Here is a 24272-nt window from a genome sequence, read left to right as displayed (position 1 = left end):
AAGGAAAAGTGACGTTAGTCCGCGTCGTAGCCTAAATTCGGCGCCAGCCAGCGTTCAACGTCAGACACGCTCATGCCTTTGCGCAGGGCGTAATCTTCGATCTGGTCGCGCTGCAGCTGCGCCACGGCGAAGTACTTGCTGTCCGGATGACTGAAGTACCAGCCCGAGACGGACGCGCCCGGCCACATGGCGAACGACTCGGTAAGCTTCATGCCGGTATGCGCTTCCACGTCCAGCAGTTTCCAGATAGTGCCTTTTTCGGTATGTTCCGGGCAGGCCGGATAGCCCGGCGCCGGACGAATGCCCTGGTAATTTTCGCGGATCAACTCCTCGTTGCTGAGGTTCTCATTCGCCGCATAGCCCCAGTACACCTTACGCACGCGCTCGTGGAGGTACTCGGCAAAGGCTTCCGCCAGGCGGTCGGCAATCGCTTTCACCATGATCTTATTGTAATCATCGTGCTGCGCGTCGAACGCGTCCGCCAGGGCGTCTTCTTCCAGACCACCGGTAACCGCAAAGGCGCCGATATAGTCGGCCTTACCGCTCAGCTTCGGCGCAACAAAATCCGCCAGGCAGTAGTTGGCAAAGCCCACTTTCTCGGTTTGCTGCCGCAGATGGCGACTCACGGCCAGCACGTGGGTGCGGGTTTCATCGCGGTAGATCTCCACGTCGTCGCCCACGCGGTTCGCCGGGAACAGCCCCACCACGCCGCGCGGGTTGAGAGCTTTCTCAGCGCTCAGCTTGTCGAGCATGTCGTTGGCGTCTTTAAACAGGCGCTTCGCCTCCTCGCCTACCACCTCGTCTTCCAGGATGCGCGGATATTTGCCCGCCAGCGACCAGGTCATAAAGAACGGCGTCCAGTCGATGTAGTTACGCAGCGTTTCGATGCTGGCCGTCACGTCCTGCACGCCCAGACGGTGCGCGACCGGCGGCGTATAGCTGGACCAGTCAAAGGCCAGGTCGTTATCGCGCGCCGCCTGAAGTGATACTGGCGGGGTGCGCGGCTTCTTACGGCCGTGTTGGATGCGGACGGTTTCGTACTCTTTGCGGGTGCGCGCCACAAAATCGTCGCGCTGAGTGTCGGAGAGCAGCGCGGAGACCACGCCGACGGTGCGCGAGGCGTTCTGCACGTAAACCGTCGGGCCGCTGTAGTTCTGCTCGATTTTCACCGCCGTGTGCGCTTTGGAGGTGGTCGCCCCGCCAATCAGCAGCGGAATGGTGAAGCCCTGACGCTCCATCTCCTTAGCCACGTTGACCATCTCGTCCAGCGACGGGGTAATCAGCCCGGAGAGGCCAATCAGGTCGGCGTTCACTTCGCGCGCGGTCTTGAGGATTTTGTCCGCCGGAACCATCACACCGAGGTCAATAATCTCGTAGTTATTACACTGCAGCACCACGCCGACGATATTCTTGCCGATGTCGTGCACGTCCCCCTTCACGGTGGCGATGACCATCTTGCCGTTGCTGGAGCCTTTCTCTTTGCTGGCCTCGATAAAGGGCTCCAGATAGGCCACGGCCTGCTTCATCACGCGAGCGGATTTTACTACCTGCGGCAGGAACATCTTACCTTCGCCGAACAGATCGCCGACCACGTTCATGCCGTCCATTAGCGGCCCTTCGATCACCTCAATCGGGCGGGCTGCCAGCTGACGCGCTTCCTCGGTATCCTGCTCGATGAACTCGGTAATGCCTTTCACCAGCGAGTATTCCAGACGCTTTTTCACATCCCAGGAGCGCCACTCGGCCTGCTGAACGTTGGCCGATTCATCCGCTTTGCTGCCGCGGTATTTCTCCGCCAGGTCCAGCATGCGCTCGGTGGCGTCGTCACGGCGGTTAAGGATCACGTCCTCAACGGCATCGCGCAGCTCGGCAGGCAAATCGTCGTAAATCGCCAGTTGTCCGGCGTTAACGATGCCCATGTCCATGCCGTTGCGGATGGCGTAGTAGAGGAACACGGCGTGGATCGCTTCACGCACCGGGTCGTTACCGCGGAACGAGAACGAGACGTTCGACACGCCGCCGGAGATCAGCGCGTGCGGCAGCTCGCGTTTAATGTCTTCACATGCGCCGATAAAGTCCTGCGCGTAGTTGTTGTGCTCTTCGATGCCGGTCGCGACGGCGAAGATATTCGGGTCGAAGATAATGTCTTCCGGCGGGAATCCTACCTCTTCGGTCAAAATCTTGTACGCGCGGCGGCATATCTCAATTTTGCGCTCGCGGGTGTCGGCCTGGCCTACTTCGTCGAAGGCCATCACCACCACGGCGGCACCGTAGCGGCGCACCAGCTTCGCGTGGTGGATAAAGATATCCACGCCCTCTTTCATCGAGATGGAGTTAACGATGCCTTTGCCCTGAATGCACTTCAGCCCTTTTTCAATGACTTCCCACTTGGAGGAGTCAATCATGATCGGCACGCGGGCAATGTCCGGCTCACCGGCAATCAGGTTGAGGAAACGCACCATCGCCGCTTCGGCGTCGAGCATGCCCTCGTCCATATTGATATCGATAATCTGCGCGCCGCTTTCCACCTGCTGGCGGGCAACGTCCAGCGCTTCGCTGTACTTCTCTTCTTTAATCAGGCGCTTGAACTTTGCGGAGCCGGTAACGTTTGTACGCTCACCCACGTTCACAAACAGGCTGTCGTCGCCGATGGTCAACGGCTCCAGGCCGGAAAGGCGACAGGCAACCGGCCGCTCGGGCAGCTTGCGCGGCGGCAGCCCGGCCACGGCGTTGCTCATGGCGGCGATGTGCTCCGGCGTGGTGCCGCAGCAGCCGCCGACGATGTTCAGGAAGCCAGACTCGGCCCACTCGCGGATTTGCGCCGCCATGGTGTCAGCATCGAGATCGTATTCACCGAACGCGTTCGGCAGTCCGGCGTTCGGGTGGGCGGTGACATAGCATTCGGCAATGCGCGAAAGCTCCTGCACGTACTGGCGCAGTTCATCTGGCCCCAGCGCGCAGTTAAGGCCAAAGGAGAGCGCGTCGGCGTGACGCAGGGAATTATAGAACGCTTCGGTGGTCTGGCCGGACAGGGTACGGCCAGAGGCGTCGGTGATGGTGCCGGAAATCATGATCGGCAGGTCCACGCCCAGCGCCTCAAACTCCTCTTTCACCGCATAAATCGCCGCTTTGGCGTTGAGGGTGTCGAATACGGTTTCAATCAGAATCAGATCGGAGCCGCCTTCCACCAGCGCTCTGGTCGATTCACGGTAGGCGGCCACCAGCTGGTCAAAGGTGATATTACGAAACGCCGGGTCGTTGACGTCCGGTGAAATCGACGCGGTGCGGTTCGTTGGGCCAAGCACCCCGGCAACGTAGCGCGGCTTGTCCGGCGTGCGGGCCGTCCATTCGTCGGCGCAGGCGCGCGCCAGCTTCGCGGCTTCAAAGTTGATCTCCGCCGACAGGGATTCCATCTGGTAATCCGCCATGGCGATGGTTGTCGAGTTGAAGGTGTTGGTTTCAACGATATCCGCACCTGCTTCGAAGTAGGCGTTGTGGATATCCTTAATCACGGACGGCTTGCTGAGCACCAGCAGGTCGTTGTTGCCTTTCAGGTCGCAGGGCCAGTCGGCGAAGCGCTCGCCGCGGAAATCGTCTTCGCTCAGGCGATAGCCCTGGATCATGGTGCCCATGCCACCGTCCAGCACCAGAATTCGTTCATTTAACTGCGCACGCAGTTGCTCTACTTTGCTGCTCACACTTGCTCCCGACAACGCTCAACAAGGCCAAAAGGCTGCGTTCCATACTGGCACAATCTCGCAGGGTGGAAAAGCCACTCAGGGGTAACATGAGACATGTTCACCATCACTCCTCCGATCAGTCAGGAAAGCGGTTGCAAATTCACCAAATAAAACGAAAATGATTTCCACGATACAGAAAAAGGAGATCGTCATGGTCGCGACCGTTCCCGCCAAACGCGGCAGAAAACCTGCTGCCACCACCGCTGTACAACCCGGCGGACAGGTTCAATCCCTGACGCGCGGTCTGAAGCTGCTGGAGTGGATAGCCGAGTCGCACGGCAGCGTGGCCCTGACCGAGCTGGCCCAGCAGGCTGGCCTGCCGAACTCCACCACGCACCGCCTGCTGACCACCATGCAACAGCTGGGTTTTGTCCGCCAGGTAGGCGAGCTGGGGCACTGGGCGGTGGGGGCGCATGCGTTTATTGTCGGCAGCAGCTTCCTGCAAAGCCGTAACCTGCTGGCGATTGTGCACCCTATTCTGCGCAAGCTGATGGAGGAGTCCGGCGAGACGGTCAACCTGGCGGTGCTGGACCAGAGCGATCACCAGGCGATTATCATCGACCAGGTGCAGTGTACGCAGCTGATGCGTATGTCCGCGCCGATTGGAGGCAAGCTGCCGATGCACGCCTCTGGCGCAGGGAAAGCGTTTCTCTCGCAGCTTAGCGAAGAGCAGGTGACGGGTCTGCTGCACCGTAAAGGTCTGCATGCCTACACCCACGCCACGCTGGTGTCGCCGGTGCATCTGAAAGAAGATCTGGCTCTGACCCGCAAGCGCGGCTATTCGTTTGATGACGAAGAACATGCCCTGGGCCTGCGCTGCCTCGCGTCCTGCATTTTTGACGAGCACCGCGAGCCGTTTGCCGCGATCTCCATCTCCGGACCGATTTCACGCATGACAGACGACCGGGTGACCGAGCTGGGCGCGCTGGTGATTAAGGCCGCGAAAGAGGTGACGCTGGCGTATGGTGGGATTCGTTAAACCGCACACAAAACCGCTGCTTGCGGCGGTAAGCGTACACATCTTCCACATGCCCATTTTTGATCCGCGTTTGCAGCCCGCGCCAGTAGCTGGCGCGGAACAGATCGGCATGCATCTCTTCAAATAGCGGCCCGATACGCGGGTCAGCGCACAGCCAGTGGCGAAACTCTTCAGGAAACACATCTCCCGGCGAGACGCTGTACCACGGCTCGCTGGACAGCTCATCCTCCGGGTAACGGGGCGGCGGGATATCGCGGAAGTTCACCTCGGTCATGTAGCAAATTTCGTCGTAATCATAGAACACCACCCGCCCGTGACGAGTGACGCCGAAGTTTTTAAACAGCATATCGCCGGGGAAAATATTGGCGGCGGCAAGCTGGCGAATCGCGTTGCCGTATTCTTCAATGGCATCCCGCAGAGCCTGACCTTCGGCCTGCTCCAGCCAGATATTCAGCGGCACCATGCGGCGCTCGATATACAGATGACTAATCGCTATTTTGTCGCCCAGATCGGTGATTTTTGCCGGTGCTTCCTGTAGTAACAGGGCCATTAAAGCCGGATCGATCTGCCGCTTATCCAGCACAAAATTTTCAAACTCCTGCGTATCCGCCATGCGTCCAACGCGGTCGTGCTCTTTAACCAGCTGATAGCAGGCGCGGACGTGAGCGGCGCTCATCTCTTTCTGCGGCGCGAATCTGTCTTTTATCACCTTAAACACCCGGTCAAAGCCCGGCAGTGTGAAAACCAGCATCACCATGCCGCGAATGCCTGGCGCTTCGATAAACTGCTCATCGGCCGTGGTGACATAGCGCAGGTACTCCCGGTAGCTTTCCGTTTTGGCGTGCTTCTGGCAGCCAATCGCCATATACAGCTCGGCGGTGGTTTTGCCGGGCAGGATTTCGCGCAGCCACTCCACCAGCGCGGCAGGTAGCGGGGCGTACACCATGAAATAGGAGCGGGCGAAGCCAAATACGATGCTGGCCTCGGCGCTGGTGGTCAGGCAGGTATCGACAAACAGTTCCCCGTCGTCGGTACGGTGAATCGGCAGCAGAAACGGCACGATGGCCGTCGGCGTAACCAGTTTGCCCACCAGCCAGGCGGCTTTATTGCGGTAGAAAAGCTCGTTGGCCACCTGCAAATGGCTGTGCCTGAGCACCTCCGCGCCGAAGGTTTCGTTGAGATGCGCGTGGATATAGCCGATATCCCGGGCTTTATTCTCCCAGGGCAGGCGCAGCGGCAAATCCGTTAATACGCGGTGCAGGAGCTTTTCCCAGCCGCGCTCGGGAAAGAAATCTTTCGCCAGCGGACGCGGAATGGTTCGAAAGCGTCGCTCGGGCTGGGAGCTGAAAATAAATAACCGCTCAGGAGATAATGAGCGGTGGTCAAATAACCGGCAATAGACGGAGTTGAAAAAGCTCTCCGCAATCTCGAAGCGCGGGTAGTCGGGTAACAAATGGGTGTAGTGCTCCTTCACGCGCAGTAAAAAATCCGCGTCCGGGCTTTTACCGTCGGTAATACAGCGCAGTTGCTCCACCACCAGACCCACGTGGTGGTCGTAGAGATGGATACGCTGCTTCATGGCCTGCTGAACCGCATGCCAGTCTGCATGTTCAAAGCGCTGCTGCGCGCCGGATGTCACTTCGAGAAAACGACCATACTGGGCGTCAAAGCCCTGAAGAATGGTTTGGGCAATCAATAATTCCAGACCACGCGACATATATTCCCCCTCACCCCTGCCCTCTCCCCAAAGGGGAGAGGGGGAAAAATTAGAACTGTGCTTCTTCGGTTGAACCCGTTAATGCCGTGACGGAGGAAGTGCCGCCCTGAATAATCGTGGTCACATTGTCGAAGTAGCCGGTTCCCACTTCCTGCTGGTGAGAAACAAAGGTATAGCCCTCTTTTCCTGCTGCAAATTCTGGCTGCTGTACCTTTTCAACGTAGTGCTTCATGCCTTCGCCCTGCGCGTAGGCTTGCGCCAGGTCGAACATGTTGAACCACATGCTGTGGATACCCGCCAGGGTGATGAACTGGTACTTGTAGCCCATATCCGACAGCTGCTGCTGGAAGCTGGCAATGGTCGTGTCGTCCAGATTTTTTTGCCAGTTGAAGGACGGCGAACAGTTATAGGCCAGCAGCTTGCCCGGATATTTCGCATGAATCGCATCGGCAAAACGCTTCGCCAGCGCCAGATCCGGCGTGGAGGTTTCACACCAGACCAGGTCGGCGTAAGGGGCATAGGCGAGACCGCGGCTGATGGCCTGTTCGATACCGGCATGCGTGCGATAGAACCCCTCGCTGGTGCGCTCGCCGGTAATAAATTCGCTGTCGTACGGATCGCAGTCAGAGGTGATCAGGTCCGCCGCATCCGCATCGGTGCGGGCAATCACCAGCGTCGGCACGCCGAGCACGTCAGCAGCCAGACGCGCGGCAACCAGCTTCTGAATCGCTTCCTGAGTCGGAACCAGCACCTTACCGCCCATGTGTCCGCATTTTTTCACTGACGCCAGCTGGTCTTCGAAGTGAACGGCCGCTGCACCGGCCTCAATCATCGATTTCATCAGCTCGAAGGCGTTCAGCACGCCGCCGAAGCCCGCTTCCGCATCCGCGACGATCGGCAGGAAGTAGTCAATAAAGCGCGGATCGCCAGGTTCGATACCGGCGGCCCACTGGATCTGATCCGCACGGCGGAAGGTGTTGTTGATCCGATCCACCACCGACGGCACCGAGTTAGCCGGATAGAGCGACTGATCCGGGTACATGCTGGAGGCCAGGTTGGCGTCCGCCGCGACCTGCCAGCCGGAGAGGTAAATCGCCTCAATACCGGCCTTTGCCTGCTGCAGTGCCTGACCGCCGGTCAGCGCGCCGAGGCTGTTGATATAACCCTTTTTGGAACCACCGTGCAGCAGCTTCCACATTTTCGCCGCGCCATTTTGCGCCAGCGTGCATTCCGGGTTGACCGAGCCGCGTAATTTCACCACTTCCTCTGCGCTGTACGGGCGACGGATGCCTTCCCAGCGCGGTTGAGTCCACTCTTTCTTTAATTCTTCGATTTGTTGGGTACGGGTTTTCATGTGCAGATGCTCCATATTGTTATGTGGTGAGTTACGCCAGGAAGCGGTAGCCCGGCAGGGTCAGGAAGTCGATTAAGTCATCTGAGGTGGTGATTTGCTCCATCAGGCGCGCCGCGTCGTCAAAACGTCCGCTGCTGAAGCGGTGTTCGCCCAGTTCGTCCTGGATGACGCGCATCTCTTCGGCCAGCATCTGGCGGAACAGCGCTTTTGTCACCGGCTTGCCGTTGCTGAGCGTTTTTTGATGGTGGATCCACTGCCAGATAGAGGTGCGGGAGATTTCCGCCGTGGCAGCATCTTCCATCAGGCCGTAGATAGGCACGCAGCCGTTTCCGGAGATCCACGCCTCGATGTACTGGACCGCGACGCGGATATTGGCGCGCATGCCCTCTTCCGTACGCTCACCTGCGCACGGTGCCAGCAGCTGTTCTTCAGCCGTTGGAGCATCTTCTTCGCGCGTGACAAACAGCTGGTTTTTGTTGTCGCCGAGTACGCGGTTGAAGACCTCCATCGCCGTATCGGCGAGACCCGGATGTGCAATCCACGTGCCGTCGTGGCCGTTACGGGCTTCAAGCTCTTTATCGGCTTTCACCTTGTTGAGCACCTGATTGTTGCGCTCCGCGTCTTTGCTCGGGATAAAGGCCGCCATGCCGCCCATCGCAAAGGCACCGCGCTTGTGGCAGGTTTTAATCAGCAGACGCGAGTAGGCGCTGAGGAACGGTTTATCCATGGTCACGACCTGGCGATCCGGCAGCACGCGGTCGGGATAATTTTTCAGGGTTTTGATGTAGCTGAAGATATAGTCCCAGCGTCCGCAGTTCAGCCCGACAATGTGATCGCGCAGCGCATGCAGGATTTCATGCATCTGGAATACCGCAGGCAGCGTTTCAATCAGCAGCGTGGCCTTGATGGTACCGCGTGGCAGGTCAAAACGATCCTCGGCGTAGCTGAACACTTCGCTCCACCAGGCCGCTTCCTGCCAGGACTGTGTTTTTGGCAGGTAGAAATAGGGGCCGCTGCCTTTGGCCAGCAGGCTTTTATGGTTGTGGAAGAAATAGAGCGCGAAATCAAAGAGGCTGCCCGGGATGGCTTCCCCGCGCCAGGTCACGTGCTTTTCAGGCAGATGCAGACCGCGTACGCGACAGATCAGCACCGCCGGGTTCGGTTTGAGCTGGTAAATTTTGCCAGCTTCGTTGGTGTAGCTGATAGTGCCGTTTACGGCATCGCGCAGGTTGATCTGCCCGTCGATAACTTTGTTCCAGTCCGGGGCCAGCGAATCTTCAAAATCCGCCATAAAGACTTTAACGTTAGCGTTCATGGCGTTGATCACCATTTTGCGTTCTACCGGACCGGTGATCTCAACGCGGCGATCCTGTAAATCTTCAGGAATGCCGCGGACTTTCCACTCACCACGACGAATGGAAGCGGTTTCCGAAATAAATCCAGGCAACTTGCCGTTATCGATTTCCTGCTGCTGATGAATACGTGCCGCCAGCAGCTTATTACGCTGTGACGTAAAGCGGGTCACCAGTTCAGTCAGAAATTCTACCGCTTCCGCCGTCAAAACTTGCTTTTCTTGCTCACCATACGGCTGGGTAAAGGTCAGTTCATCGACCGTTGTTGCCTGTTGAGTCATCTTTCTACTCCTCATCAAAGATCCAAAATCACGCCCCCAATGCGAACGAAAGATCGTTGTGTAGTTTTCGCTCAGCAGAATTAAGACTATCTGTAATTTTTCTAAAATCAAAAACAATTTCCATTTTAATTTATTTTGCAATGCAACTATTTGATTAATATGGGATTAAATTTTTATTGGATGATGAGTGGTATTTCGGAAATAAAAAAGGCACCCGAAGGTGCCTGATTTGAATAGCTGAAACGCTTTAGGATCGTTTAACGCAGACGATTACTCCAGCGTCGGATTCATGTGACGAAGATCGTATGGCGTAATCTGGTAGACGTAATAGTTGAGCCAGTTAGTAAACAGCAAATTTCCGTGGCTGCGCCAGGTCGCCCGAGGCGTGTTTTGCGGATCGTTTTTCGGGAAATAGTTGTACGGGACATCAGGATTGAGACCTGCTTCAACGTCACGGAAATACTCTGACGCGAGGGTATCGGGATCGTACTCAGGATGCCCCGTAACGAACGCGATGCGCTTGTCTTTGCTGGCAAACAGATAGGCATCGCCGTCTTCCGTTTCGGCCAGGATCTCCAGATCGGTGTAATCACGGATCAGTTGTGCCGGGAAATCGGCATAGCGAGAATGCGGGGCCAGGAAGGCGTCATCGAAACCACGCGTCAGCAGCGCGTGGGGGTGAAGAATATGGTGTTCGTATACGCCAGAAAGCTTGTCGCTGCGGGTTTGTTTGGGAATTCCGTAGAGGATATTCAGTGCGGCCTGTACGGCCCAACAGACAAACAGCGTGGAGGTAACGTGATCTTTTGCCCACTCCAGAACCTGTTTTATCTGCGGCCAGTAGGCGACATCGTTAAACTCAACCAGGCCGAGCGGCGCGCCGGTGACGATCAGCCCATCAAAGTTCTCATCGCGGATGTCGTCAAAGTTACAGTAGAAGTTATTCAGATGCTCAGCGGGGGTGTTGCGTGACTCACGGGCATCGATCCGCAGCAGTTGAATATCGACCTGCAGCGGGGAGTTCGACAGCAGGCGCAGGAACTGATTCTCCGTTTCGATCTTTTTGGGCATCAGGTTGAGAATAAGCACCTTCAGCGGGCGAATTTCCTGACCTGAAGCGCGTGAAGTTGTCATGACGAAGACGTTTTCTTCACGTAAGAAATTGACGGCTGGTAGCTCGTCCTGCACCCGAATCGGCATAACCTTAAATCCTCACAGCATACGTATAAACGTTTAGACATCCAGACAGCTAACGATACCCAGAAACGGTATGAATGTCGAGTCTGCAAGCGAAAGGTGAGAAAGTTTCAAGGAGGGGGTAGAAAACAAAAGCAAAAAACCCCGCACCTTACGGTACGGGGTTCTTCTAATTGATGCCTGGCAGTTCCCTACTCTCACATGGGGAGACCCCACACTACCATCGGCGCTACGGCGTTTCACTTCTGAGTTCGGCATGGGGTCAGGTGGGACCACCGCGCTAAAGCCGCCAGGCAAATTCTGTTAATCTGTATCAGGCTGAAAATCGTGTCTCTTCGCCAAAACATCTTCGGCGTTGTAAGGTTAAGCCTCACGGTTCATTAGTATCGGTTAGCTCAACGCATCGCTGCGCTTACACACCCGACCTATCAACGTCGTCGTCTTCAACGTTCCTTCAGGAGACTTAAAGTCTCAGGGAGAACTCATCTCGGGGCAAGTTTCGTGCTTAGATGCTTTCAGCACTTATCTCTTCCGCATTTAGCTACCGGGCAGTGCCATTGGCATGACAACCCGAACACCAGTGATGCGTCCACTCCGGTCCTCTCGTACTAGGAGCAGCCCCCCTCAATTCTCCAGCGCCCACGGCAGATAGGGACCGAACTGTCTCACGACGTTCTAAACCCAGCTCGCGTACCACTTTAAATGGCGAACAGCCATACCCTTGGGACCTACTTCAGCCCCAGGATGTGATGAGCCGACATCGAGGTGCCAAACACCGCCGTCGATATGAACTCTTGGGCGGTATCAGCCTGTTATCCCCGGAGTACCTTTTATCCGTTGAGCGATGGCCCTTCCATTCAGAACCACCGGATCACTATGACCTGCTTTCGCACCTGCTCGAGCCGTCACTCTCGCAGTCAAGCTAGCTTATGCCATTGCACTAACCTCCTGATGTCCGACCAGGATTAGCTAACCTTCGTGCTCCTCCGTTACTCTTTGGGAGGAGACCGCCCCAGTCAAACTACCCACCAGACACTGTCCGCAACCCGGATCACGGGTCTACGTTAGAACACCAGCCATTAAAGGGTGGTATTTCAAGGACGGCTCCACGCAGACTGGCGTCCACGCTTCAAAGCCTCCCACCTATCCTACACATCAAGGACCAGTGTTCAGTGTCAAGCTATAGTAAAGGTTCACGGGGTCTTTCCGTCTTGCCGCGGGTACACTGCATCTTCACAGCGAGTTCAATTTCACTGAGTCTCGGGTGGAGACAGCCTGGCCATCATTACGCCATTCGTGCAGGTCGGAACTTACCCGACAAGGAATTTCGCTACCTTAGGACCGTTATAGTTACGGCCGCCGTTTACCGGGGCTTCGATCAAGAGCTTCGCGTTGCCGCTAACCCCATCAATTAACCTTCCGGCACCGGGCAGGCGTCACACCGTATACGTCCACTTTCGTGTTTGCACAGTGCTGTGTTTTTAATAAACAGTTGCAGCCAGCTGGTATCTTCGACTGATTTCAGCTCCACCCGCAGGGGCTTCACCTACATATCAGCGTGCCTTCTCCCGAAGTTACGGCACCATTTTGCCTAGTTCCTTCACCCGAGTTCTCTCAAGCGCCTTGGTATTCTCTACCTGACCACCTGTGTCGGTTTGGGGTACGATTTCGTGTTACCTGATGCTTAGAGGCTTTTCCTGGAAGCAGGGCATTTGTTACTTCAGCACCGTAGTGCCTCGTCATCACACCTCAGCGTTAAAAGGTACCGGATTTACCTGGAACCTCCGCCTACATGCTTAAACCGGGACAACCGTCGCCCGGCTAACATAGCCTTCTCCGTCCCCCCTTCGCAGTAACACCAAGTACAGGAATATTAACCTGTTTCCCATCGACTACGCCTTTCGGCCTCGCCTTAGGGGTCGACTCACCCTGCCCCGATTAACGTTGGACAGGAACCCTTGGTCTTCCGGCGAGCGGGCTTTTCACCCGCTTTATCGTTACTTATGTCAGCATTCGCACTTCTGATACCTCCAGCAACCCTCACAGGCCACCTTCAACGGCTTACAGAACGCTCCCCTACCCAACAACACATAGTGTCGCTGCCGCAGCTTCGGTGCATGGTTTAGCCCCGTTACATCTTCCGCGCAGGCCGACTCGACCAGTGAGCTATTACGCTTTCTTTAAATGATGGCTGCTTCTAAGCCAACATCCTGGCTGTCTGTGCCTTCCCACATCGTTTCCCACTTAACCATGACTTTGGGACCTTAGCTGGCGGTCTGGGTTGTTTCCCTCTTCACGACGGACGTTAGCACCCGCCGTGTGTCTCCCGTGATAACATTCTTCGGTATTCGTAGTTTGCATCGGGTTGGTAAGCCGGGATGGCCCCCTAGCCGAAACAGTGCTCTACCCCCGAAGATGAGTTCACGAGGCGCTACCTAAATAGCTTTCGGGGAGAACCAGCTATCTCCCGGTTTGATTGGCCTTTCACCCCCAGCCACAGGTCATCCGCTAATTTTTCAACATTAGTCGGTTCGGTCCTCCAGTTAGTGTTACCCAACCTTCAACCTGCCCATGGCTAGATCACCGGGTTTCGGGTCTATACCCTGCAACTTAACGCCCAGTTAAGACTCGGTTTCCCTTCGGCTCCCCTATACGGTTAACCTTGCTACAGAATATAAGTCGCTGACCCATTATACAAAAGGTACGCAGTCACCCCATAAAGAGGCTCCCACTGCTTGTACGTACACGGTTTCAGGTTCTTTTTCACTCCCCTCGCCGGGGTTCTTTTCGCCTTTCCCTCACGGTACTGGTTCACTATCGGTCAGTCAGGAGTATTTAGCCTTGGAGGATGGTCCCCCCATATTCAGACAGGATACCACGTGTCCCGCCCTACTCTTCGAGTTCACAACCTGTGTGCTTTCGTGTACGGGACTATCACCCTGTACCGTCGGACTTTCCAGACCGTTCCACTAACACACAAGCTGATTCAGACTCCGGGCTGCTCCCCGTTCGCTCGCCGCTACTGGGGGAATCTCGGTTGATTTCTTTTCCTCGGGGTACTTAGATGTTTCAGTTCCCCCGGTTCGCCTCGTTAACCTATGTATTCAGTTAACGATAGTGCAACGGATTGCACTGGGTTTCCCCATTCGGACATCGCCGGGTCAAAGGTTCATATCACCTCGCCGGCGCTTTTCGCAGATTAGCACGTCCTTCATCGCCTCTGACTGCCAGGGCATCCACCGTGTACGCTTAGTCGCTTAACCTCACAACCCGAAGATGTTTCACTTCTGATTGCGAAAATTTGAGAGACTCGAACACACATAACATGTGTGTCGTTTCAATTTTCAGCTTGATCCAGATTTTTAAAGAGCAAAACTTCTTAATGCACTCAAAAGTACATTCAGAAGTTCATCATTCATCAGACAATCTGTGTGGACACTACAAAGGCAGGTTCTTTAAGGTAAGGAGGTGATCCAACCGCAGGTTCCCCTACGGTTACCTTGTTACGACTTCACCCCAGTCATGAATCACAAAGTGGTAAGCGCCCTCCCGAAGGTTAAGCTACCTACTTCTTTTGCAACCCACTCCCATGGTGTGACGGGCGGTGTGTACAAGGCCCGGGAACGTATTCACCGTGGCATTCTGATCCACGATTACTAGCGATTCCGACTTCATGGAGTCGAGTTGCAGACTCCAATCCGGACTACGACGCACTTTATGAGGTCCGCTTGCTCTCGCGAGGTCGCTTCTCTTTGTATGCGCCATTGTAGCACGTGTGTAGCCCTACTCGTAAGGGCCATGATGACTTGACGTCATCCCCACCTTCCTCCAGTTTATCACTGGCAGTCTCCTTTGAGTTCCCGGCCTAACCGCTGGCAACAAAGGATAAGGGTTGCGCTCGTTGCGGGACTTAACCCAACATTTCACAACACGAGCTGACGACAGCCATGCAGCACCTGTCTCAGAGTTCCCGAAGGCACCAAAGCATCTCTGCTAAGTTCTCTGGATGTCAAGAGTAGGTAAGGTTCTTCGCGTTGCATCGAATTAAACCACATGCTCCACCGCTTGTGCGGGCCCCCGTCAATTCATTTGAGTTTTAACCTTGCGGCCGTACTCCCCAGGCGGTCGACTTAACGCGTTAGCTCCGGAAGCCACGCCTCAAGGGCACAACCTCCAAGTCGACATCGTTTACGGCGTGGACTACCAGGGTATCTAATCCTGTTTGCTCCCCACGCTTTCGCACCTGAGCGTCAGTCTTTGTCCAGGGGGCCGCCTTCGCCACCGGTATTCCTCCAGATCTCTACGCATTTCACCGCTACACCTGGAATTCTACCCCCCTCTACAAGACTCTAGCCTGCCAGTTTCGAATGCAGTTCCCAGGTTGAGCCCGGGGATTTCACATCCGACTTGACAGACCGCCTGCGTGCGCTTTACGCCCAGTAATTCCGATTAACGCTTGCACCCTCCGTATTACCGCGGCTGCTGGCACGGAGTTAGCCGGTGCTTCTTCTGCGGGTAACGTCAATCGACAAGGTTATTAACCTTATCGCCTTCCTCCCCGCTGAAAGTACTTTACAACCCGAAGGCCTTCTTCATACACGCGGCATGGCTGCATCAGGCTTGCGCCCATTGTGCAATATTCCCCACTGCTGCCTCCCGTAGGAGTCTGGACCGTGTCTCAGTTCCAGTGTGGCTGGTCATCCTCTCAGACCAGCTAGGGATCGTCGCCTAGGTGAGCCGTTACCCCACCTACTAGCTAATCCCATCTGGGCACATCTGATGGCAAGAGGCCCGAAGGTCCCCCTCTTTGGTCTTGCGACGTTATGCGGTATTAGCTACCGTTTCCAGTAGTTATCCCCCTCCATCAGGCAGTTTCCCAGACATTACTCACCCGTCCGCCACTCGTCACCCGAGAGCAAGCTCTCTGTGCTACCGTTCGACTTGCATGTGTTAGGCCTGCCGCCAGCGTTCAATCTGAGCCATGATCAAACTCTTCAATTTAAGTTTGATGCTCGTGAATTAAACTTCGTAATGAATTACGTATGTTCACTCAGAGACTTGGTATTCATTTTTCGTCTTGCGACGTTAAGAATCCATGTCACTTTGAGTGCCCACACAGATTGTCTGATAAATTGTTAAAGAGCAGTTGCAACGCGGCTTTCAGCTCACCGTTGCGAGGTGGCGTATATTACGCTTTCCTCTTTCAGAGTCAACCCGTTATTTCAGGATTTTTTCTCTTCAACCGAACCGGCTGTTTGTGAAGTGATTCACATCCGCCGTGTCGATGGAGGCGCATTATAGGGAGTTCTCCGCAGGCCGCAACCGCTAAATGACAGAAAAATGACTGACTGCTGCATTCCACAGCAAAACCCCGCCTTATACCTTTTTACACACAGAGTTATCCACAATGATACGAAAAAGTGAAAATGTGCGAGCGTTGCGCAAACGTTTTCGTTAAAATGCTCGCGCTTAATAAGGATGCCCCGTCAGGTGTGTTAGATGAGTTTTTCGGAGGAAAATTCATCTAACGCTCTCTGTAATCGTGAAATCCAGGGGATTTACCATGCAACAACGTCGTCCAGTCCGCCGCGCTCTGCTCAGTGTTTCTGATAAAGCCGGTATCGTCGAATTCGCTCAGGCACTTTCCGCACGCGGTGTGGAGCTGCTTTCTACAGGCGGTACCGCTCGCCTGTTAGCAGATAAAGGTCTGCCGGTAACCGAAGTGTCCGATTACACCGGTTTCCCGGAAATGATGGATGGACGCGTCAAAACCCTGCACCCGAAAGTGCACGGCGGCATTCTTGGCCGTCGCGGGCAGGACGACTGTATTATGGAACAGCATGATATCGCCCCAATCGATATGGTTGTCGTTAACCTCTACCCCTTCGCCCAGACCGTCGCCCGCGAAGGCTGCTCTCTGGAAGATGCCGTAGAGAATATCGATATCGGCGGCCCGACCATGGTGCGCTCCGCAGCCAAGAACCATAAAGATGTGGCTATCGTGGTAAAGAGCGGCGACTACAACGGCATTATTAATGAGATGGATGCTAACGAAGGGTCGCTCACACTGGAAACGCGTTTCGACCTCGCCATCAAAGCCTTCGAACACACCGCAGCCTACGACAGCATGATCGCCAACTACTTCGGTAGCCTGGTGCCTGCCTACCACGGTGAAAGCAAAGATCCTTCTGGCCGCTTCCCGCGCACCCTGAACCTGAACTTCATTAAGAAGCAGGATATGCGTTACGGCGAGAACAGCCATCAGCAGGCTGCCTTCTATATTGAAGAAGAGATAAAAGAAGCGTCTGTTGCGACTGCCCAGCAGGTTCAGGGCAAAGCGCTCTCCTATAACAACATTGCCGACACCGACGCCGCGCTGGAATGCGTGAAAGAGTTCAGCGAGCCAGCCTGCGTTATCGTCAAGCACGCCAACCCATGCGGCGTCGCGGTAAGCACCTCTATTCTGGATGCCTACGATCGCGCCTACAAAACCGACCCGACCTCCGCGTTCGGCGGCATTATCGCCTTCAACCGCGAGCTGGATGCTGAAACCGCGCAGGCCATCATCTCCCGCCAGTTTGTCGAAGTGATCATCGCGCCATCCGCATCCGAAGAAGCGCTGAAAATCACCGCGGCGAAACAGAACGTGCGCGTGCTGGTTTGCGGTCAGTGGGCTGAACGCGTGCCGGGCCTGGACTTCAAGCGCGTGAACGGCGGCCTGCTGGTTCAGGATCGCGATCTGGGTATGGTGGCAGAAGCCGACCTGCGCGTAGTGACTAAACGTCAGCCGAGCGAACAGGAACTGCGCGACGCGCTGTTCTGCTGGAAGGTCGCGAAGTTCGTGAAATCCAACGCTATCGTCTACGCCAAAGAGAACATGACCATCGGGATAGGCGCAGGCCAGATGAGCCGCGTCTACTCCGCAAAAATTGCCGGCATTAAAGCAGGCGATGAAGGTCTGGAAGTGAAAGGCTCCGCTATGGCTTCTGATGCCTTCTTCCCGTTCCGTGACGGCATCGACGCGGCTGCTGCGGTGGGTATCACCTGTGTGATCCAGCCTGGCGGCTCTATCCGCGACGACGAAGTGATTGCCGCAGCCGACGAACACGGCATTGCGATGATCTTCACCGACATGCGTCACTTCCGCCATTAATCCCCGGAGCAGAAAATGAAAGTATTAGTGATTGGAAACGGCGGGCGCGAGCACGCTCTGGCGTGGAAAGCGGCGCAGTCTCCGCTGGTGAAAACGGTCTTCGTGGCGCCGGGCAACGCCGGTACCGCACTGGAACCCGCGCTACAGAACGTGGCTATCGGCGTGACCGACATCCCGGCCCTGCTGAGTTTTGCTCAGAGCGAGAACATCGACCTGACCATCGTCGGCCCGGAAGCGCCGCTGGTCATTGGCGTGGTTGACGCCTTCCGCGCCGCGGGCCTGAAAATCTTCGGTCCAACGGAAGGCGCCGCACAGCTGGAGGGCTCCAAAGCCTTCACCAAAGATTTCCTCGCGCGTCATAACATCCCGACGGCGGAATACCAGAACTTCACCGAAGTGGAGCCTGCTCTGGCTTACTTACGTGAAAAAGGCGCGCCGATTGTTATCAAGGCCGACGGCCTGGCCGCCGGTAAAGGCGTTATCGTGGCGATGACGCTCGAAGAAGCGGAAGCCGCGGTTCAGGATATGCTGGCGGGTAACGCCTTTGGTGACGCGGGCCACCGCATCGTGATCGAAGAGTTCCTCGACGGCGAAGAGGCGAGCTTTATCGTGATGGTCGACGGCGAGCACGTTATGCCGATGGCCACCAGCCAGGACCACAAGCGCGTGGGCAACGGCGATACCGGCCCGAATACCGGTGGGATGGGCGCTTATTCCCCTGCCCCGGTGGTGACAGATGAAGTGCACCAGCGCACCATGGACCGCATCATCTGGCCAACCGTGAAAGGGATGGCGGCGGAAGGCAACACCTACACCGGTTTCCTCTATGCGGGTCTGATGATCGACAAGCAGGGTAACCCGAAGGTCATCGAGTTCAACTGCCGATTTGGCGATCCGGAAACGCAGCCGATCATGCTGCGCATGAAATCCGATCTGGTGGATCTGTGCCTGGCGGCCTGCGAAGGCAAGCTGGACGAGAAAACCTCCGAGTGGGATGAGCGCGCGTCTCTGGGCGTGGTGATTGCTGCGGGTGGCTATCCGGGCAACTACAGCACCGGGGATGAGATCCACGGCCTGCCGCTGGAAGAGATTGACGGCGCGAAGGTGTTCCATGCCGGTACGAAGCTGGCTGACGACGATCGCGTCCTCACCAACGGCGGCCGCGTGCTGTGTGCAACCGCGCTGGGTCATACCGTGGCAGAAGCGCAGAAACGCGCCTATGCGCTGATGGCGGATATTCACTGGAACGGCAGCTTCAGCCGTCAGGATATTGGTTATCGTGCGATTGCGCGGGAGCAGGGAGAGTAACTCTCTCCTCACCCTCTCCCCTAAGGGGAGAGGGAACCGCTCGCAGCCCCTTTAGAAACTCTTCTCTGTCGGCTGCCAGGTGCAGAAGTCTTCGTTCGCCACCAGCAGCAGCTGAGAGCCTTCCGGCGCTTCAAGCCAAGCCACACTCACTTCCATTGATGAATGACGCTGACGGCGTTGAATGTGTTCTGTTGCCCAGGATTCGAGCTCAGGCTTGACCGTCTGCCCTTCGCAGGTGGTCACCGTCCCATCGGCATGCCAGCGCCCCTGGCGCAGCACAACGCGTCCCAGACGCAGCGCGTCGCTTGTCTGACGGATTTGTTCGGCACGATAACGGTAGAGGGCGATTTGATCGCTGGAAAGCTGCTGTTTTTGACCACTGACTTCGCGCTGCATAAAGCTCAGCTCGCCGTGGTCGTCAAAACGCACTTTCACGTGTTCGGGGGTCTTGCTGTAGATGTTCAGTTCGATCAGCGACAGGTCATCTCCCTGCCAGCGATACTCCGCAGTCGACGTATTGCCGTTATGCCACGGGCTGAAGGCAGAAAGCAGATGCACTTCACCGCCAGAATCTTTTCGCCAGATCCTGACCGCACCCTGGTTGTCAGCGTAGCCGCTGGCGGTAAACGGCGGCAGGGAGGTGTCGTGGCTACAGGCGGATAACAGCAGCATGCCCGCCAGCGCGAGCGTTCCGCGCCAGAATGACAAAAGGGGCGTTGCCGCCCCTTCGTTAAAACTGTTCACTGCCACGCGTCTTACTTAACTGCGTCTTTCAGTGCTTTACCAGAAACAAATGCCGGCACGTTAGCTGCGGCGATTTTGATTTCTTTACCGGTCTGCGGGTTGCGGCCAGTACGCTCAGCGCGGTGGTTCACTTTGAAGGTACCGAAACCAACCAGTTGTACAGCATCGCCTTCTTTCAGAGACTCAGTAATAGCAGCCAGGGTAGATTCCAGAGCAGCTTTAGCCTGCACTTTAGACAGATCAGCCTTGTCCGCAATTACATCAATCAGTTGAGTCTTGTTCATAAGTTATCCTTTCAATGTGTTTATCGCTTGCTAAGCATCGAGTGCGACGAAAATGCCAAAAAAGCACTCTCCTGCATACACGCACCGATAGCCACTTTTTTTCGCCCCCCAAATGTAGACCAGACGGGGGGCAGAAGGGAAGAGTCGAGGTGCGACAAAACAGGCGTTAAATCACGTTTTGTTGTCTCATTGGTTAAAAATTATACCAATATTGCTCTCACCAGCCTCACGCAGGTCCGCGCGCAGCCCTTTGATCAGCTCTATATCGCGTTCTTCACATTCTGCCAGCAGGCGGAAAATCTCCCACTGAATATCCCATTCCTGTTCAACGGCCGGGTTAGCACGCAGCTCTTCGTCGGTCATTTCGCGGCCTGCCTGGGTCATTTCAAGCATCGCGACGGTCGTAATGGATGCCTTACTGACTTCAATGGCGTGCTCCAGCGTTTCCCCGCTCAGACGGGAGTGGATCAGCTCGCTCAGCGCCACGCAGGCATCAATGGCCGGGTAGACGCCGTACAGGTCGAAATCATCCGCTGCCGGGATCGCCTCTTCCAGCTTTTCGAGCTGAGAGTCGAAGTTTACCTTCGCGTCTTTCACCGTCAGCGTTTCCCAGATTAAATCCAGGATACGACGATAAATCTGGCCTTCGCCAAACTCCGTTTGCTTGCAGAACGCGGCATAGTTGGGGTACATGCGCTCGCACAGGCAAGCCATAAACGTCACGTGCTGCCAGCTTTCCAGCTTCTCAAGGCGCAGATGAATCGGGTTTTGTAACATGATGATGTCTCGAATCGGAAATTAGCCGCAGTTTACCTGAATCACGGCTGAATTTCCTGCCAACGAACAAAAGCCGGTCGCGAGGAGGCAACGGCATCAGCCCAGCGCGTCGGCTCCGGTAAACGGTAGCCCTTCATGCAACGCTGCACCCACGCCAGCGCGCTGTCCATGCTCACACGGTGCCCGGTCGCGATAAACAATGGATTACAGCGTGCCTTGCTGCGCCAGACCCACGCCAGCTGCTCGCCTTTATGGATAAGCGGCGCCAGTGCACCCGGCTCGGCAGAAAGAGGTTCAAACGCCCCACACAGGCGTTTCTTGGCGACACCAATGGTCGGCACGTCCACCAGCAGCCCAAAGTGGCTGGCCACGCCTAAGCGACGCGGATGGGAAATACCGTGCCCATCAACAAACAGCAGGTCAGGTTTTTGCGAAAGTTGCTCCCACGCGGCCAGCAGCGCGGGATATTCGCGGAAGGAGAGAAAGCCGGGGATGTACGGCATGGTGGTCGCGATACGCGCTACCTTGTACTCCACCAGCTCCAGCGAAGGGTATTTCAGCACCACCATCGCCGCTCGCGTCACTTCGCCGCCCTGCTCGAACCCAACGTCCGCTCCGCCAATGTACTGCGGAGGATCCTTATCCAGACGATCCTCGCGGATCACCGATGAAGCCAGTTCGATTTGCTGAGCGCGTAGCGACGCGAGATCCATAACCACTCCTTACTTGTGATACTGGGCAGAAAGCCGATGCACCGCCTCCACAAATACGCCAGCGTGTTCTGGCGGCACATCCTGATGAATGCCATGGCCGAGGTTAAAGACGTGCCCTTCACCCTGGCCGAAACCAGACAGTATAGTCGACACTTCTTCTTCAATACGTGCTGGCGGCGCATAGAGCATGGACGGATCCATGTTGCCCTGCAGCGCCACTTTGTCGCCCACGCGACGGCGCGCATCGGCAATATCGGTCGTCCAGTCGAGGCCCAGCGCGTCGCAGCCGGTCGCCGCCATCGCTTCCAGCCACTGACCGCCGCCTTTGGTAAACAGCGTCACCGGCACGCGGCGACCTTCGTTTTCACGCAGCAGGCCGTCAACGATTTTGTGCATGTAGTACAGGGAGAACTGCTGATAATCACGCCCGGTCAGCACGCCGCCCCAGGTGTCGAAAATCATCACCGATTGCGCACCGGCTTTAATCTGCGCGTTCAGATAGAGGGTAACGCTCTTCGCCAGCTTGTCGAGCAGCGCATGCAGGGCCAGCGGCTCGGCGTACATCATCTTTTTAATCATGGTGAAGGCTTTGCTACTGCCCCCTTCAACCATATAGGTCGCCAGCGTCCACGGGCTGCCGGAGAAGCCAATCAGCGGCACTTCACCTTTCAGCTCACGGCGAATAGTGCGCACAGCGTTCATCACATAGCCCAGCTCGCCTTCCGGGTCGGGGATCGGCAGCTTATCCACGTCGGCTTTACTTTTGATTGGGGAGGTGAAGCGCGGACCTTCGCCAGTTTCGAAATAGAGCCCAAGGCCCATGGCATCCGGGATGGTCAGAATGTCCGAAAAGAGAATGGCGGCATCCAGCGGGTAGCGGCGCAGCGGCTGGAGCGTCACTTCACAGGCCAGCTCGGCGTTTTTGCACAGCGACATAAAATCACCCGCCTGCGCGCGCGTGGCTTTGTACTCTGGCAGATAGCGTCCCGCCTGGCGCATCATCCACACCGGGGTGACATCAACGGGCTGGCGCAGCAGCGCACGCAGATAACGATCGTTCTTCAGTTCGGTCATTTTTGCAGTTCCTTAAGCGTCATGGCCTCAGTGTAACACTACTCATACTCGGCCCGACACATCGCCACGGTATCTTCTATCAGCCGACGCGCCACCGTACCCGGTGGGGGTAAAAGAGGCAAATCGTCATAACGATACCAGTTCGCCTCCAGCAGCTCTTTCTGGTCGATAACGATCTCGCCGCTGTCGTATTCCGCCATAAACGCGGTCATCAACGACATCGGGAACGGCCACGGCTGCGACGTCACGTAGCGCAGGTTTTTCACCTTGATTCCGCTCTCTTCCATCACCTCGCGCGCCACCGCCTGCTCCAGCGTTTCGCCCACTTCGACGAAACCGGCCAGCACGGTATGAATGCCGTTGCGATGGCGGGTATGCTGCGCCAGCAGGATGGAATCGTCCCGGCGGATGGCGACGATGATGCACGGCGCAATCTGCGGATAGTAGCGTTCACGGCAGTGGCCGCAGAGCAGAGCCCACTCGGTTTTGCTCGGGTGCATGGTGTGTCCGCAGTAACCGCAGTATTTGTGCGAGCGATAAAACTCCGCCAGCTGCACGCCCCGCCCCGCCAGCTGGAACAGCCCCGCGTCCAGATCCAGCACCTGGCGAACGGATCCCATATCCTGACGCCGGGATTGCCGGATCAACCACACCGGATCGCCCTGCCACTCGCCGATTCGCAGAGCGGGCTGACCGACAAGATCGAAGATTTCTGCCGCACCGTAGGGGATTTCTCCACCGGGCAGCCACAACTTTTGTTCGTGGCTGACGATCCACCAACCCAGATCTGATTTTTCAATAATACGATCCATATCTATTGCACTACCTTCGCTTCACTGACATGTTGTTAGCATTGTGGTTACATTTTGGGTAAGTAGATCCCATTCTAAACTTTGCGGAGTCGACCATGTTAAACCAGCTAGAAAGCCTGACGGAGCGCGTTGGAGGAAGTAACACACTGGTGGATCGCTGGCTACATGTACGCAAGCATCTCCTCGTGGCGTATTACAATCTGGTCGGTCTTAAGCCTGGCAAAGAATCCTTTATGCGGCTGAATGAAAAAGCGCTGGATGATTTTTGTCAGAGCCTGGTCGACTACCTTTCCGACGGCCATTTCAACATTTATGAACGCATTATCCGCGAAATGGAAGGCACAACCCCCTGTTTAGCGGCCAGCAAACTTTGTCCGCTGCTGGAAGCCAACACTCAGCAGATCATGGATTACTACGATTCCACGCTCGAGAATGCCATCGATCACGATAATTATCTTGAGTTCCAGCAGGCGCTATCCGACCTCGGTGAAGCGCTGGAAGAACGATTCACGCTGGAAGATAAGCTGATTGCCCTCGCACTGGACCATGATTTGAACATCATTAACGAAGAGAACGTCGTGCGCCCTGCTTGAGTTCTTAATCGTTAACGAGTAATTTACAACCATTCGCCCCTCTCACGAGGGGGATTTTTCTTGTCGGAGTGCCCAGTGTGAAAGCACGGGCTGAGACCGTTAATTCGGGATCCGCGGAACCTGATCAGGCTAATACCTGCGAAGGGAACAAGAGTCACACTGCTGTTGTATCGCCCCCGGGCGATCTTCTCTTG

15 protein-coding genes, 3 rRNA genes and 1 riboswitch are annotated in these 24272 nt (G+C 56.1%); of the genes, 4 read left to right on the top strand and 14 right to left on the bottom strand.

What is annotated here, in order from left to right; translation table 11 throughout:
• Window positions 1-14: 14 nt before the first annotated feature.
• Entirely contained in the window at window positions 15-3698 is a 3684-nt protein-coding gene (gene metH / locus MX657_RS01245) for a methionine synthase (RefSeq protein ID WP_346807045.1), read from the bottom strand.
• 193 nt (window positions 3699-3891) lie between these two features.
• On the opposite strand from metH, the gene iclR reads away from it, so the two are divergent.
• The gene (gene iclR / locus MX657_RS01240; RefSeq protein ID WP_133300915.1) at window positions 3892-4719 is read left to right on the top strand and encodes a glyoxylate bypass operon transcriptional repressor IclR; all 828 of its coding nucleotides are present in this window, start codon (window positions 3892-3894) and stop codon (window positions 4717-4719) included.
• Here iclR and aceK read toward each other — a convergent pair.
• The 7 genes from aceK to MX657_RS01205 form a co-directional block, all read right to left on the bottom strand.
• On the bottom strand, window positions 4673-6436 hold the full coding sequence (gene aceK, locus MX657_RS01235; RefSeq protein WP_346807043.1) for a bifunctional isocitrate dehydrogenase kinase/phosphatase: 1764 nt from the start codon (window positions 6434-6436) through the stop codon (window positions 4673-4675). The genes iclR and aceK overlap by 47 nt on opposite strands.
• A 49-nt stretch (window positions 6437-6485) precedes the next feature.
• Window positions 6486-7790, bottom strand: a complete 1305-nt coding sequence (aceA, locus tag MX657_RS01230) for an isocitrate lyase (protein ID WP_346807041.1) — start codon at window positions 7788-7790, stop codon at window positions 6486-6488.
• Window positions 7791-7821: 31 nt separating this feature from the next.
• On the bottom strand, window positions 7822-9423 hold the full coding sequence (gene aceB / locus MX657_RS01225) for a malate synthase A (RefSeq protein WP_346807040.1): 1602 nt from the start codon (window positions 9421-9423) through the stop codon (window positions 7822-7824).
• A gap of 270 nt (window positions 9424-9693) precedes the next feature.
• A complete protein-coding gene (metA, locus tag MX657_RS01220; RefSeq protein WP_080329914.1) occupies window positions 9694-10623 on the bottom strand; it encodes a homoserine O-acetyltransferase MetA in 930 nt (309 codons plus the stop codon).
• Window positions 10624-10798: 175 nt separating this feature from the next.
• Window positions 10799-10914 (bottom strand): 5S ribosomal RNA (gene rrf / locus MX657_RS01215).
• Between the two features lie 65 nt (window positions 10915-10979).
• Window positions 10980-13883 (bottom strand): 23S ribosomal RNA (locus MX657_RS01210).
• Between the two features lie 198 nt (window positions 13884-14081).
• Window positions 14082-15621: ribosomal RNA gene (locus tag MX657_RS01205) — 16S ribosomal RNA — on the bottom strand.
• Together the 16S, 23S and 5S rRNA genes form the textbook arrangement of a ribosomal RNA operon.
• A gap of 562 nt (window positions 15622-16183) precedes the next feature.
• On the opposite strand from MX657_RS01205, the gene purH reads away from it, so the two are divergent.
• Window positions 16184-17773 carry a bifunctional phosphoribosylaminoimidazolecarboxamide formyltransferase/IMP cyclohydrolase gene (gene purH / locus MX657_RS01200; protein ID WP_346807038.1) on the top strand — a complete coding sequence of 530 codons (1590 nt, stop codon included), beginning with the start codon at window positions 16184-16186 and terminating at the stop codon, window positions 17771-17773.
• Between the two features lie 15 nt (window positions 17774-17788).
• Entirely contained in the window at window positions 17789-19081 is a 1293-nt protein-coding gene (gene purD, locus MX657_RS01195) for a phosphoribosylamine--glycine ligase (protein WP_346807036.1), read from the top strand.
• A gap of 51 nt (window positions 19082-19132) precedes the next feature.
• Here the strand turns inward: purD and MX657_RS01190 are convergent, their stop codons facing one another.
• From MX657_RS01190 to nudC, 6 genes are all read right to left on the bottom strand, one after another.
• Window positions 19133-19825 carry a DUF1481 domain-containing protein gene (locus MX657_RS01190; RefSeq protein WP_080330444.1) on the bottom strand — a complete coding sequence of 231 codons (693 nt, stop codon included), beginning with the start codon at window positions 19823-19825 and terminating at the stop codon, window positions 19133-19135.
• 11 nt (window positions 19826-19836) lie between these two features.
• Complete coding sequence (hupA, locus tag MX657_RS01185; RefSeq protein ID WP_002445246.1) at window positions 19837-20109, bottom strand: nucleoid-associated protein HU-alpha; 273 nt, start codon at window positions 20107-20109, stop codon at window positions 19837-19839.
• Window positions 20110-20295: 186 nt separating this feature from the next.
• On the bottom strand, window positions 20296-20886 hold the full coding sequence (locus tag MX657_RS01180) for a YjaG family protein (RefSeq protein WP_119917246.1): 591 nt from the start codon (window positions 20884-20886) through the stop codon (window positions 20296-20298).
• Window positions 20887-20927: 41 nt separating this feature from the next.
• Window positions 20928-21599, bottom strand: a complete 672-nt coding sequence (gene nfi, locus MX657_RS01175; RefSeq protein ID WP_080330442.1) for a deoxyribonuclease V — start codon at window positions 21597-21599, stop codon at window positions 20928-20930.
• A 9-nt stretch (window positions 21600-21608) separates the two neighbouring features.
• Window positions 21609-22673, bottom strand: coding sequence for a uroporphyrinogen decarboxylase (gene hemE / locus MX657_RS01170; RefSeq protein WP_061096556.1), 1065 nt, complete (start codon window positions 22671-22673; stop codon window positions 21609-21611).
• A gap of 38 nt (window positions 22674-22711) precedes the next feature.
• Window positions 22712-23485, bottom strand: a complete 774-nt coding sequence (gene nudC, locus MX657_RS01165) for an NAD(+) diphosphatase (protein WP_080330441.1) — start codon at window positions 23483-23485, stop codon at window positions 22712-22714.
• Window positions 23486-23580: 95 nt separating this feature from the next.
• Between nudC and rsd the strand changes: the two genes are divergently transcribed.
• Window positions 23581-24078, top strand: a complete 498-nt coding sequence (gene rsd / locus MX657_RS01160; protein ID WP_119917244.1) for a sigma D regulator — start codon at window positions 23581-23583, stop codon at window positions 24076-24078.
• 54 nt (window positions 24079-24132) lie between these two features.
• Window positions 24133-24242, top strand: a riboswitch (TPP riboswitch).
• Window positions 24243-24272 lie beyond the last annotated feature (30 nt).

The organism is Enterobacter chuandaensis (assembly GCF_039718975.1).
Lineage (GTDB): Bacteria > Pseudomonadota > Gammaproteobacteria > Enterobacterales > Enterobacteriaceae > Enterobacter > Enterobacter chuandaensis.
Note: the sequence above shows the minus strand (reverse complement) of the source record. Positions and strands in the feature narration are given on the sequence as shown.